This is a genomic window from Burkholderia sola, assembly GCF_905400185.1.
In the GTDB taxonomy this organism is placed as follows: domain Bacteria; phylum Pseudomonadota; class Gammaproteobacteria; order Burkholderiales; family Burkholderiaceae; genus Burkholderia; species Burkholderia sola.
In genome coordinates this window covers 2,951,733-2,964,264 of the sequence record NZ_FR989675.1, presented here as the reverse complement: position 1 = coordinate 2,964,264, position 12,532 = coordinate 2,951,733, and the positions used below count along the sequence as shown (strand labels likewise).

Annotated in this window: 12 protein-coding genes; 9 read left to right on the top strand and 3 right to left on the bottom strand. The window is 70.0% G+C overall.

The features are described 5' to 3' along the window. Positions 1 to 17: 17 nt before the first annotated feature. From purE to KR541_RS13670, 3 genes are all read left to right on the top strand, one after another. Complete coding sequence (purE, locus tag KR541_RS13680; protein WP_050014544.1) at positions 18 to 539, top strand: 5-(carboxyamino)imidazole ribonucleotide mutase; 522 nt, start codon at positions 18 to 20, stop codon at positions 537 to 539. Positions 540 to 629: 90 nt separating this feature from the next. Then, complete coding sequence (locus KR541_RS13675; RefSeq protein ID WP_050014543.1) at positions 630 to 1,826, top strand: 5-(carboxyamino)imidazole ribonucleotide synthase; 1,197 nt, start codon at positions 630 to 632, stop codon at positions 1,824 to 1,826. 11 nt (positions 1,827 to 1,837) lie between these two features. Continuing rightward, positions 1,838 to 2,866 carry an L-threonylcarbamoyladenylate synthase gene (locus KR541_RS13670; RefSeq protein WP_050014541.1) on the top strand — a complete coding sequence of 343 codons (1,029 nt, stop codon included), beginning with the start codon at positions 1,838 to 1,840 and terminating at the stop codon, positions 2,864 to 2,866. 89 nt (positions 2,867 to 2,955) lie between these two features. Here KR541_RS13670 and KR541_RS13665 read toward each other — a convergent pair whose 3' ends face one another. The 3 genes from KR541_RS13665 to dacB all read right to left on the bottom strand — a co-directional run bounded on the left by KR541_RS13665 (position 2,956) and on the right by dacB (position 6,972). Beyond that, positions 2,956 to 4,095, bottom strand: coding sequence for an SGNH/GDSL hydrolase family protein (locus tag KR541_RS13665; protein WP_216089587.1), 1,140 nt, complete (start codon positions 4,093 to 4,095; stop codon positions 2,956 to 2,958). Between the two features lie 96 nt (positions 4,096 to 4,191). After that, a complete protein-coding gene (locus tag KR541_RS13660; RefSeq protein ID WP_050014538.1) occupies positions 4,192 to 5,106 on the bottom strand; it encodes a sterol desaturase family protein in 915 nt (304 codons plus the stop codon). A gap of 333 nt (positions 5,107 to 5,439) precedes the next feature. Next, the gene (gene dacB / locus KR541_RS13655; protein ID WP_050014537.1) at positions 5,440 to 6,972 is read right to left on the bottom strand and encodes a D-alanyl-D-alanine carboxypeptidase/D-alanyl-D-alanine endopeptidase; all 1,533 of its coding nucleotides are present in this window, start codon (positions 6,970 to 6,972) and stop codon (positions 5,440 to 5,442) included. Positions 6,973 to 7,157: 185 nt separating this feature from the next. Here dacB and KR541_RS13650 point away from each other — a divergent pair, with 185 nt between their 5' ends. The 6 genes from KR541_RS13650 to KR541_RS13625 all read left to right on the top strand — a co-directional run bounded on the left by KR541_RS13650 (position 7,158) and on the right by KR541_RS13625 (position 12,532). Continuing rightward, positions 7,158 to 7,820: a response regulator gene (locus KR541_RS13650; RefSeq protein WP_050014536.1), complete on the top strand. Its 663-nt coding sequence runs from the start codon at positions 7,158 to 7,160 to the stop codon at positions 7,818 to 7,820. 3 nt (positions 7,821 to 7,823) lie between these two features. Continuing rightward, positions 7,824 to 9,170 (top strand): ATP-binding protein, encoded by a 1,347-nt coding sequence (locus tag KR541_RS13645; RefSeq protein ID WP_050014534.1) that lies wholly within the window; start codon positions 7,824 to 7,826, stop codon positions 9,168 to 9,170. Between the two features lie 114 nt (positions 9,171 to 9,284). Beyond that, positions 9,285 to 10,766 carry a DegQ family serine endoprotease gene (locus KR541_RS13640; RefSeq protein ID WP_089488779.1) on the top strand — a complete coding sequence of 494 codons (1,482 nt, stop codon included), beginning with the start codon at positions 9,285 to 9,287 and terminating at the stop codon, positions 10,764 to 10,766. A 104-nt stretch (positions 10,767 to 10,870) separates the two neighbouring features. After that, positions 10,871 to 11,308, top strand: coding sequence for a carboxypeptidase-like regulatory domain-containing protein (locus KR541_RS13635; protein WP_089488778.1), 438 nt, complete (start codon positions 10,871 to 10,873; stop codon positions 11,306 to 11,308). Between the two features lie 128 nt (positions 11,309 to 11,436). After that, positions 11,437 to 11,796, top strand: coding sequence for a DUF427 domain-containing protein (locus tag KR541_RS13630; RefSeq protein ID WP_050014528.1), 360 nt, complete (start codon positions 11,437 to 11,439; stop codon positions 11,794 to 11,796). Positions 11,797 to 11,824: 28 nt separating this feature from the next. After that, positions 11,825 to 12,532, top strand: a complete 708-nt coding sequence (locus KR541_RS13625; protein WP_050014527.1) for an SRPBCC family protein — start codon at positions 11,825 to 11,827, stop codon at positions 12,530 to 12,532.

Sequence of the window (12,532 nt, the reverse complement as noted above, 5' to 3'; positions counted from 1 at the left end):
TCGAGGAAGATAAGAGAATGAGTGAAGTCCAGACCGCCCACACGCACAGCGCGCCGCTGATCGGCGTGCTGATGGGTTCGAGTTCCGACTGGGACGTGATGAAGCACGCGGTCGCCATCCTGCAGGAATTCGGCGTGCCGTACGAAGCGAAGGTCGTGTCCGCGCACCGGATGCCCGACGAGATGTTCGACTATGCGGAGAAGGCGCGCGAGCGCGGGCTCCGCGCGATCATCGCGGGCGCCGGCGGCGCCGCACACCTGCCCGGCATGCTCGCCGCGAAAACCACGGTGCCCGTGCTCGGCGTGCCGGTCGCGAGCAAGTACCTGAAGGGCGTCGATTCGCTGCACTCGATCGTGCAGATGCCGAAGGGCGTGCCGGTCGCGACGTTCGCGATCGGCGAGGCCGGCGCCGCGAATGCCGCGCTGTTCGCGGTGTCGATCCTGTCCGGGAACTCGGTCGACTACGCGAACCGGCTCGCCGCGTTCCGCGTGCGCCAGAACGAAGCCGCGCACGCGATGGTGCTGCCGCCGCTGGAATGACGGCATGGCGCGCGGCCGCACGATGCGGCCGGCGCCGGATTTTCCTACTGCGGCGGGCCTTTCCGCGTTCCGCCGCGACCGACCACTGACATGACCGCAACTCCTGATTCCGTTTCCCCGATCCTGCCCGGCGCGTGGCTGGGCATGGTCGGCGGCGGCCAGCTCGGCCGCATGTTCTGCTTTGCCGCCCAGTCGATGGGCTATCGCGTCGCCGTGCTCGATCCCGATCCGACGAGCCCCGCCGGCGCGGTCGCCGATCGCCACCTGCGCGCGGCGTACGACGACGAAGCCGCGCTCGCCGAACTGGCGGACCTGTGCGACGCCGTATCGACGGAGTTCGAGAACGTGCCGGCCGCGAGCCTCGATTTCCTCGCGCGCACGACGTTCGTCGCACCGGCCGGCCGCTGCGTCGCGGTCGCGCAGGACCGGATCGCGGAGAAGCGATTCATCGAGGCGTCGGGCGTGCCGGTCGCGCCGCACGTCGTGATCGAATCGGCGGCGGCGCTCGTCGCGCTCGACGATGCGGCGCTCGACGCGGTGCTGCCGGGCATCCTGAAGACGGCCCGCCTCGGCTACGACGGCAAGGGCCAGGTGCGTGTCGCCACCGCGCAGGAAGCGCGCAACGCGCATGCCGCGCTCGGCGGCGTGCCGTGCGTGCTGGAGAAGCGCCTGCCGCTGAAATACGAAGTGTCGGCGCTGATCGCGCGCGGCGCCGACGGCCGCTCGGCCGCGTTCCCGCTCGCGCAGAACGTGCATCACAACGGCATTCTCGCGCTGACGGTCGTGCCGGCGCCGGCGGCCGACGCCGCGCGCGTCGAAGAGGCGCAGCAGGCGGCCGTGCGGATCGCCGATACGCTCGGCTACGTCGGCGTGCTGTGCGTCGAATTCTTCGTGCTGGAGGACGGCTCGTTCGTCGCGAACGAAATGGCGCCGCGCCCGCACAACTCCGGCCACTACACGGTCGATGCGTGCGCAACGAGCCAGTTCGAGCAGCAGGTGCGCGCGATGACGCGCATGCCGCTCGGCAATCCGCGCCAGCATTCGCCAGCCGCGATGCTGAACATCCTCGGCGACGTGTGGTTTCCCAATGGTGCGGCGGCCGACGCCGTCACGCCGCCGTGGGACACGGTCGCCGCGATGCCGGCCGCGCACCTGCATCTGTACGGCAAGGAAGAAGCGCGCGTCGGCCGCAAGATGGGCCACGTGAACTTCACGGCCGAGACGCGCGACGAAGCCGTCGCCGCCGCCACCGCGTGCGCGCACCTGCTGCGCGTGCCGCTCGACTGAGGCGCGGGCCGATGTCCATCGATCTCCCGAAGCACGTGACGCCCGCGCAGATCGACGCGGCCGCGGCGCTGCTCGACGCGGGCCAGCTCGTCGCGTTTCCGACCGAGACCGTCTACGGGCTCGGCGGCGACGCGGCGAACCCCGAGGCCGTCGCGCGCATCTATGCGGCGAAGGGGCGGCCCGCGAACCATCCGGTGATCGTGCATCTGCCGCCCGGCGGCGACCCGGGCTATTGGGCCGACGACCTGCCGGCCGACGCGCACGCGTTGATCGATGCATTCTGGCCGGGCCCGCTCACGCTGATCCTGAAGCGCCATGCGCGCATTCCCGATGCCGTGAGCGGCGGGCAGGATTCGGTCGGGCTGCGCTGTCCGTCGCATCCGGTCGCGCAGGCGCTGCTGGCCGCGTTCAGCGCGCGGCGCGGCGGCCATGGCGGCGTGGCCGCGCCGTCCGCGAACCGGTTCGGCCACGTGAGTCCGACGACCGCGCAGCACGTGCGCGACGAGTTCGGCGATACCGTGCACGTGCTCGACGGCGGCGCGTCCGAAGTCGGCATCGAGTCGACGATTCTCGACCTGTCGCGCGGCTTCCCGGCGCTGCTGCGCCCGGGCCACGTGACGCCGCAACAGATCGCCGACGTGCTCGGCCGCGCACCGAGGCTGCCGGACGGCAGCGATGCGACGGCGCCGCGCGCGTCGGGCACGCTGAAAGCGCATTACGCGCCGCGCACGCCGCTCGCGCTGCTGCCGTTCGACGCGCTCGAGCCGCTGCTCGCGGCCGCGCAAACCGACGGCGAGCGCGTCGCGCTCGTCGCGCGCGCATCGCGGGCAGCGCACTGGGCGCAGGCCGACGGCGTGCATTTCATCGCGGCGCCGGAAGATCCGCAGGCCTATGCGCGCGACCTGTACGGGATGCTGAGGGCGCTCGACCGCGCGCAGGTCGCGCGCATCCTCGTCGAGAAGCTGCCCGAGACCGTCGAATGGATCGCGGTCAACGATCGTCTCGGCCGCGCGGCGGCCGCGTTCGAAGCGCGCGACTGACGCAGCCTTCGCCTTCCGCTCGAGAATGAAAAAACGCCTGACCGGCGCGAACCGGTCAGGCGTTTTCGCTTGGGCGCGTGGCCGGCGGCTTACTTGCCGACGCCGGATTTCGCGATCTGCTGTTCGACGTACTGCGCGAACAGCGCATGCAGGCGCGTGGTCGGGTGGACCGTGTCGGCGAACATGTAGGTCTGGTCCGCGTTCGCGACCGTGTAGGTCTGCGGCGAGCAGAACAGCGACGAGCCGAACGCGGTCGCGTTCGCGACGCCGTACTGCGTCGCGGCCTGGACCATCGCCTTCAGGTTGCAGGCCGTATCGGTGTTCTTCACGCTGAAGCCGTTCGCCTGGTAGTTGGCCGCGATGCCGTCCTGCCACGTGAACGAATCGACCACCGCGACCTTCGTGGTGTCGACCTTCAGCGCGGCCAGCGTGCCGGCCAGCGTCTGGTTGAAGAGGCCCGACAGTTGCGTGAACGCGGCCTGCGTGCCGCCCTGCAGCGCGAGCGGCGTGCTGCCGATGTCCGGCACGTTCGCGACGAACACGTGCTTGGCGCCTGCCGCGACGATCTGCTGGACGATTCCGCCGAGCTGCTGCGCGGCCAGGCCGATCGCCTGCGCCGCCGCGAGCTGCGCGGCCGGCGTATTGCCTTGCGCCTGCGCGACCTGGGCCTGGTAGAAGATGTCGTTCGCGCCGCCGTTGATCAGCACGATCTGGCCGGCGTTGAAGCTGCCGTGCTGCGTCAGGTACTGCTTGACCTGATCGGCGATCGGCGTGGTGGTCGCCTGCGCGTAGTCGGGGTTCGGCACGCTCGCGTCCGCATGGCCGATGCCCGGCTGCAGCGTCACGCGCGAGCCGCCCTGCGCGTAGCCGAGGCCGCCGGTGGCCTGCAGCGGGATGCCGAAGCCGCCCTGGTTGGCGGGCTGCAGCGTGTCGCCGTAGTACTGCGCGACGTTCTGCGTCCACACCTGGCCCGGGTTGGTCGTGAAGCGGCCGCCGCCGAAGCCGAGCTTGATTTGCGAGTAGGTGCCGACGTCGGACAGGCTGTCGCCGAACGACACGATTTGCATCTTCACGCCCGACGGCGGCGTGGTCGACGCGCTGCTGCCGTTGTTGTCGTCGCCGCCGCCGCATGCGGCGAGCAGCGCGAGCGCGGCGCCGGCGATCGCGACCTGCGCGGTGCGCAGCATGCGCCCACGCGTGCGGGAAAGTGCGTGTTGTTGTGTCTGCATCGTTCTATCTCCTCGTAGATATGGCCCTGATGTGTTTCTCATCTGCCGCGTGCCTGCTCGGTTCCGGGCTGCGCGGCGGCCGTTGGCTGAAACGGTTTATCGGTCGTGCGCAGCCGCCGGCGGCACGGTGCGCGGATCCTGGTTCGCGGCCTCGGCAATCTGCGCATGATAAGCGCTCGCCCATTCGGGCGGGCCGAAAATCGCGCGCAGCTTGTTGCGCCATCCGCCGACGCGCCACGCGTCGGACGCCATCGCCACCCACTCGTGGAACGTCGCGACGAGCGGGTTGTTCGAGCCGAGCCGCTCGACGATTCCGTACTGCGGCGGATCGTCGGGCGTTTCGTCGACATAGCTGCCGAACAGGCGATCCCAGATCACCAGGACGCCTGCGTAATTGCGGTCGATGTAGCGCGCGTTGCGCGCATGGTGCGCGCGGTGGATCGACGGCGTGTTCAGCACGTATTCGAGCCAGCCGAGCTTGCCGATCGCCTGCGTGTGCACGAAGAACTGGAACGCGAGGTTGATCAGCACGATGCCGACGACCTGTTGCGGCGGAAAGCCGGCGAACGCGAGCGGCAGCCAGAACAGCCACATGCCCGAGACCGGGTACATCAGGCTCTGGCGGAACGCGGTCGAGAAATTCATCCGCTCGGACGAGTGGTGCACGACGTGCGCGGCCCACAGCCAGCGCACGCGATGACTCGCGCGATGGAACACGTAGTAGAGGAAGTCCTGCGCGACGAACAGCACCGCGAACGACAGCCAGCCGTCGTGCCACGTGTAAAGACGATAGTGCCGGTAGCAGTACGCATAGACGGGAATCACGAACAGCCATGCGAGCTTGTCGGCGCCCTGGTGCATCAGCGCGAGCGCCGCGTTGCACAGCGTGTCGCGCCACGCATAGATGCGGTCGTGCGCACGGGTGCGGGCGAGGTGCCAGGCCTCCCACGCGATGCAGAGCAGGAAGACGGGCGCCAGCGCGAGCAGAAGCAATTCGACGTCGAATCGCATGGGCGAGTGTCTCCTTCGTTCCCCTGCAAGCCATGAGGCCGGGCGTGTGGCCCGTTGTAGATATCGGTCAGGCCAACAGCCTACGCAATCGCCACGCGCTAGGCGAGGGGGCAGCGTAGAGGGTTCCCTCTGAGGACAGGGTTTCTACGGAATCCGTACTGCACGGGGCCGGGCGGTGCGGCCCCGTTTTGCGGGCATGGCGTGCGCACAGCGCGTTGCACGAGGGTGGCGGCGGCGTTTCAAACCGCGCAGCGCGAAATTTCGCGGGCGACGCGGAGCAGCGGGAGCGCGGGCCGCGTTGTCACGACGGCCCGATGCGCGGTGCGCGGAGCGTCAGTGCGCGCCCGCGTAGATCCACTCGAGCAGCGTGTCGTGCGCGGCGCGTGCGCCTTCCGCGCGATCGTCGTTGATGAAGCTGACGACGACGTAGCTCTGGCCGTCCGCGCCGGCGACGTAGCCGGCGATCGCGCGCACGTCGCGCAGCGTGCCGGTCTTGATGTGCGCGTTGCCGAGCACGCCGGCGTTGGTGAGGCGGTTCTTCATCGTGCCGTCGATGCCGGCGATCGGCAGCGAATCGACGAACGCCTGCGCGACGGGGCTCGCGTTCGCGGCCTGCAGCAGCGCGGCGAGCGACAGCGCGCTCACGTGCTCTTCGCGCGACAGCCCCGAGCCGTTCTCGAGCACGAGATCGGGCATCGCGATGCCGTTCTTCTGCAGGAACGCCTGGATCGCGCGGCTCGACTGCTCGGGCGTCGCGGGCGGCTTGCCGCTGACCGCGCCGATCGTCAGGAACAGGTTGCGCGCCATCACGTTGTTGCTGAACTTGTTGATGTCGTAGACGATGCTGCCGAGCACCGGGCTGTGATGCACGGCGAGCGGCCGCGCGGTGGTCGGCACCTTGCCTTCGCTCACGGGCCCCGCGATCGTGCCGCCGTCCTGCTGCCACAGCGCGAGGAAGCCGCGTGCGAAGAACGTCGTGTGATCGAGGATCGCGAGGTTGGTCGTGTGCGCGCCGCAGCGCAGCGGGTAGTCGCCGGCGAACGACGCGGTCATGATCCCGCCGCCGGCGGTCAGCGTCGGGCGCGCGGCCGCGGCGGCCGCGCTGCACGAGCCCGAGCCTTCGACGAGCTGGTTGTCGATCGACAGGTCCGCGAGCGGCGGCAGCACGTCGACGGCGACCTTGCCGTCGTCGCCCGGCGTGACTGTGAACGACACGGCCTTGAATGCGTACAGCAGCGGATCGGGGCCGACGTTGTACGGCGCGCTTGCATCGTCGTCGAATGACGGCAGGTCGCGCGTCGACGCCGCGAAATAGCTCTTGTCGAGCACGAGGCCGCCGGCCACGCGCTTGACGCCGGCCTTGCGCAGCTTGTCGACGAGGTCGATCAACTCTTCGGGCACGAGCTTCGGATCGCCGGTGCCCTTGATGTACAGGTTGCCCTGCAGCGTGCCGTCGGGGTCGATCGTGCCGTCCGTGTACGCGGTCGTGCGCCAGCGGTAGTCGGGGCCGAGGATCGACAGGCCCGAGAAGGTCGTCACGAGCTTCATCGTCGAGGCCGGCAGCATTGGCCGGCTCGCATTCCACGCGATCAGCGGTTGCGGATCGCCGACGCGCTCGACCACGACGCTCATCGCCGATGCCGGCACCTTCGCGCGCTGCAGCGCGACGAGCACCGATGCCGGCAGGCCGGCCGCGCGCGCGGCCGGCGACACGACGGCGCTCTTGCGCGCTTCCTTGTGGGATTTCTTGCGGGCCTGCGCGGGCGGCGCGAACGCGAGCGCGGTGCAGGTGGCGACGACGGCGGCCGCCCGCAGGCAGACGCGGGCGCGAGGGGCGAACCGGGCGGAAAGATCGGAAATCGGCATGGGCGAATACGGGAAAAGCGGGGGCTCGGGCAGGGCGCGCGGGGCGCCGAAGCGCACATTGTAGAGACAAGTCGCGGCACGCCCCTTGCAATCCGCCTTACTGTTGCATTGCAGGGTGCCGCGCACGCGATTCGCGGCGCTACAATGGTCGCCGTGTTTGACTCGCCCCATGGATGCGTGGCCCGATGCGGATTCTGCTTGTCGAAGATGATCGAATGATTGCCGAAGGCGTGCGCAAGGCGCTGCGCTCGGACGGCTTTGCGGTCGACTGGGTGCAGGACGGCGACGCCGCGCTGACGGCGCTCGGCGGCGAGACGTACGATCTGCTGCTGCTCGATCTCGGGCTGCCGAAGCGCGACGGCATCGACGTGCTGCGCACGCTGCGCGGGCGCGGGCTGGCGCTGCCGGTGCTGATCGTCACCGCGCGCGACGCGGTCGCCGATCGCGTGAAGGGGCTCGACGCGGGCGCCGACGACTACCTCGTCAAGCCGTTCGATCTCGACGAGCTCGGCGCGCGGATGCGCGCGCTGATCCGCCGCCAGGCCGGGCGCAGCGAGTCGCTGATCCGCCACGGTGCGCTGACGCTCGATCCGGCCGCGCACCAGGTGACGCTCGACGGCGCGCCCGTCGCGCTGTCCGCGCGCGAGTTCGCGCTGCTCGAGGCGCTGCTCGCGCGGCCGGGCGCGGTGCTGTCGAAGAGTCAGCTCGAGGAGAAGATGTACGGCTGGGGCGAGGAGATCGGCAGCAACACGGTCGAGGTCTACATCCACGCGCTGCGCAAGAAGCTCGGCTCGGACCTGATCCGCAACGTGCGCGGGCTCGGCTACATGGTCGTCAAGGAAAGCTGACGCGTGCGGTCGATTCGTCATCAATTGCTGATCTGGCTGCTCGCGATCGTGGTCGCGGGCGTGGGCATGGCGGGCTGGCTCATCTACCGGCAGGCGCTCGCCGAGGCGAACGAACTGTTCGACTACCAGCTGCAGGAAATCGCCGCGGCGCTGCCGTCCGAGCCGTTTTCGCAGGTGTTCGGCTCGCGCACCAACGGCGACGAAGGCATCGTGATCCAGATCTGGAACCGCAACGGCGTGCTGATGTACTTCTCGCATCCGCGCGCGCCGATCGCGCCGCGCGCGGAGCTCGGCTTCTCGACCGAGCGCACCGATCGCGGCGAATGGCGCGTGTACGGCGCGATCGTCGGCGACAACGTCGTGCAGCTCGCGCAGCCGCTGTCGGTGCGCAACCGGCTCGCGGCGAACGTCGCGCTGCGCACGCTGTGGCCGCTGATCGTGCTGCTGCCGTTCCTCGGCGCGGCCGTGTGGGGGATCGTCGGGCGCGGGCTCGCGCCGCTCGGCCGCGTGACGCGCGCGGTCGAGGCGCGCCGGCCGGAAGCGCTCGATCCGCTGCCCGACGGCCGGCTGCCGCTCGAGGTGCAGCCGCTCGTGCGGGCGCTGAACGGGCTGCTCGCGCGATTGTCGTCGGCGCTCGACACGCAGAAGGCGTTCGTCGCCGACGCCGCGCACGAATTGCGCACGCCGCTCGCGGCCGTGCAGATCCAGGCGCAGCTCGTCGCGCGCGCGAAGGACGATGCATCGCGCCGCGAGGCGATCGCGGATCTCCAGGACGGCGTGTCGCGCGCGACGCGCCTCACCGAGCAACTGCTCGCGCTCGCCCGCGCCGAGCCGGACGGTGCGACGATGCGCGAACCGGTCGACCTGCAGGCGCTGCTCGCCGAATGCGTGGCCGCGCATGCGCCGCTCGCGCAGCGGCACGACATCGATCTCGGCTTCGAGGAAACGCGCGCGGCGAGCGTCGTCGCGGACGTCGGCGCGCTGCGCGTGATGTTCGGCAACCTGCTCGACAACGCGGTGAAGTACACGCCGGACGGCGGCCGCATCGACGTGTCGCTGACGCGCGACGCGGCCGGCCGCGCGTGCGTGCAGATCGCCGACAGCGGGCCGGGCATTCCGGCCGACGAGCGCGAGCGCGTGTTCGACCGCTTCTATCGCGACAGCACGGCGCGCGCGCGCACCGACGTGTCGGGCAGCGGGCTCGGGCTCGCGATCGTCAAGCGCGTGGCCGCGCAGCAGGGCGCGACGGTGTCGCTCGGCGATGCGGCCGCGGGCGGCCTGCTCGTCAGCGTCGTGTTCCGCGATGCCGAGATGCCGGCCCAGGCGCCGCAGCCTTCCGAATCCGCCTGAAGGGACGCGGGGCCGGCCCGGCGCCGGAGGTCGCTTAAGCCCCGCTTAAGGCTGATTAAGCCTCCTTTAAGTCAGGGTCGTTACGCTGCGTCCTAACAACGAGGAGGTCCTACGATGAACACCCGATTCCTTGCACGCGGCACCGTCGCGGTCGCCGTGGCGGCCGCCCTGTCGGCAGGCTATTTCGCCGGTACCCGCCGCGCCGATCCGCAGATCATCACGCCCGCGCAGGCCGCCATGATGCCGGCCGAAGCCGCCGCCAAGACCGGCATCCCCGATTTCTCCGGGCTCGTCGAGACCTACGGCCCGGCGGTCGTGAACATCAGCGCGAAGCATGTCGTGAAGCAGGTGTCGCGGCGCGCGCCGCAGCCGCAACTGCCGATCGATCCGAGCGACCCGTTCTACCAGTTCTTCAAGCACTTCTACGGCCAGGTGCCGGGCATGGGCGGCGACGCGCAGCCGGACGACCAGCCGAGCGCGAGCCTCGGGTCGGGCTTCATCGTCAGCGCCGACGGGTACATCCTCACCAATGCGCACGTGATCGACGGCGCGAACGTCGTCACGGTCAAGCTGACCGACAAGCGCGAATACAAGGCGAAGGTCGTCGGCTCCGACAAGCAGTCCGACGTCGCCGTGCTGAAGATCGACGCGAGCGGCCTGCCGACCGTGAAGATCGGCGATCCGGCGCAGAGCAAGGTCGGCCAGTGGGTCGTCGCGATCGGCTCGCCGTACGGCTTCGACAACACGGTCACGTCGGGCATCATCAGCGCGAAGTCGCGCGCGCTGCCGGACGAGAACTACACGCCGTTCATCCAGACCGACGTGCCGGTGAACCCGGGCAACTCGGGCGGCCCGCTGTTCAACCTGCAGGGCGAGGTGATCGGCATCAACTCGATGATCTACTCGCAGACGGGCGGCTTCCAGGGCCTGTCGTTCGCGATCCCGATCAACGAGGCGATCAAGGTGAAGGACGAGCTCGTGAAGACGGGCCACGTGAGCCGCGGCCGTCTCGGCGTGGCCGTGCAGGGGCTGAACCAGACGCTCGCGAGCTCGTTCGGGCTGCCGAAGCCGGACGGTGCGCTCGTCAGCTCGGTCGACGCCAACGGTCCGGCCGCGAAGGCCGGCCTGCAGCCGGGCGACGTGATCCTGTCGGTCAACGGCTCGCCGGTCGCCGATTCGACGTCGCTGCCCGCGCAGATCGCGAACCTGAAGCCGGGTTCGAAGGCCGAGTTGCAGATCTGGCGCGACAAGTCGAAGAAGTCGATCAGCGTGACGCTCGGCGCGATGGCCGATGCGAAGCTCGCGTCGAACGACGGCGGGCCGGTCGAGCAGGGTCGTCTGGGTGTCGCGGTGCGGCCGCTGTCGCCGCAGGAGCGCAACGCCGACAACCTGTCGCACGGGCTGATCGTGCAGCAGGCCGGCGGGCCGGCCGCCAACGCGGGCATCCAGCCCGGCGACGTGATCCTCGCGGTGAACGGCCGCCCGGTCACGAGCCCCGAGCAGTTGCGCGACGCGGTGAAGGGCGCGGGCAACAGTCTTGCTCTGTTGATCCAGCGCGACAATGCACAGATCTTCGTGCCGGTCGACCTGAGCTGACCGGCCACGGCCGACGGCCGGCCCGGCCGGCCGCGGCGGGCGCCGCCGCCGCTCGATCGCGTGACGCTGCGCCCCGTATGTGTTCCGACCCCAAGGAGAGAGCCATGCAACATCTACGCAACGTGTCCCGATTTGCCGTCGCCGCGGCGCTGACCGCCGGCCTCGCGGCCGGTGCGACCGGCGCGTACGCGCAGTCGGACGGTCTGCCCGCCGCGAGCCAGCAAGGCGATATCAGCTATGTGTCGGGCGGTATCGGCAAGGACCAGTCGACGGCATTCCAGAGTAACGAGGCGTCATGGCCGCTGGCGCTGCGCTTCACCGGCAAGGGCGGCGAGTTCCTGGCCGACGTCCATGTCCGGATCGTCGACGGCAAGGGCACCGAGGTGCTGGCGACCGACGCGCGCGGGCCGTACATGCTGGTGAAGCTGCCGCCGGGGCGCTATACGGTGCATGCGTCGTACCAGGGCAGCGACGAATCGCGCGCCGTCACGGTCGGCGCGAAGGGCGGCGCGAAAGCCGCGTTCCAGTGGAGTGCGCAGTAGCCGCCCGCGCGCGGCCCGGGCCCGGGACGCGCAATCGGACGAAGTTTCGCCCATAATGAAAGCCACGGCATGCGTGCCGTGGCTTTTTCGTTTCCTGCCCGGCCTGGCGGCCGCCCGAAGGAGAAACGATGTCCGATGCAGCCGACCCCCGACTCGAAATCGTGCCGAACCGTCATCGCGTGCGCGTGATCCATCGCGGCATCACCTATGCCGATTCGCACGGCGCGCTGACCGTGCGTGAAGCGGGGCTCCCGGACATCCACTACCTGCCGCGCAGCGACGTCAACATGCGCCGGCTCGTGAAATCGGGCGTCACGACCGCCTGCCCGTTCAGGGGGCAGGCCGTGCATTTCGACTTGCAGACGGAAGACGGCGTGATCGAGAACGCCGCATGGAGTTACGAAGAACCGAAGGAGGCGGCCGCCGTGCTCGCGCACTACGTCGCCTTCGATGTCGCACGGGTCGACAGTCTCGTCGAGACGTCCTGATGCGGCGCGCGTTCATCGGGGAGGCGTCATGGAATTGAACGACACGTTACGCGTACCGCTCGCGCCGCCTGTCGTGCGGGAAGCGCTGGAGGATCTCGCGCTGCTGCGTGCGAGCTTCGATCATTGCGAATCGTTCGTGAAACTCGCGCACGGCGAGTTCGCGCTGACGATCACGGTGCCGCTGGGCCCGCTGCGCGCCCGCTACGACGTGCGCGCGCATGCGGCCGCCGAACAGGGCGACGCGGAAGGGCAGCCGCGCCGCGTGCTCAACTTCAAGGCGCGGGCCGACGGCCTCGGCGCGCTGCGCGGCCAGGTCGAGCTCGTGCTGATGCCGGATGACGATGCGACCGCCACGCGCATCGAGTACGTGGTCTGGGCGACGGCGAGCGGGCCGCTCGCGGAGTTGCCGGGGCGGCAGATCGACAATGCGCTGCGCGAATGGACCGACGCGTTCTTCCGCGAGTTCTGCGCGGTCGTGCAGGCGAAGCACGGCCTCGCGCCGAATCGCGCGAGCGCCGCCGCGCAGCGACGCCAGCATGTCTTTCTGCGGCCGGCATCGCTGATGGCCGCGACGAAGCGTTCGCTGCCGCCGCATCTCGGCGGTACGCTGAGCGGGCGGGCGGCGAGCGCGCTCCGGCATCGCGATTCCGGCACGGTGCCCGTGTGGGCCTGGGCGGCGATGATCGTGTTCGTCGCGCTGCTGCTTTACGCGGCACGCTGGTTCAACGGCGGCTGA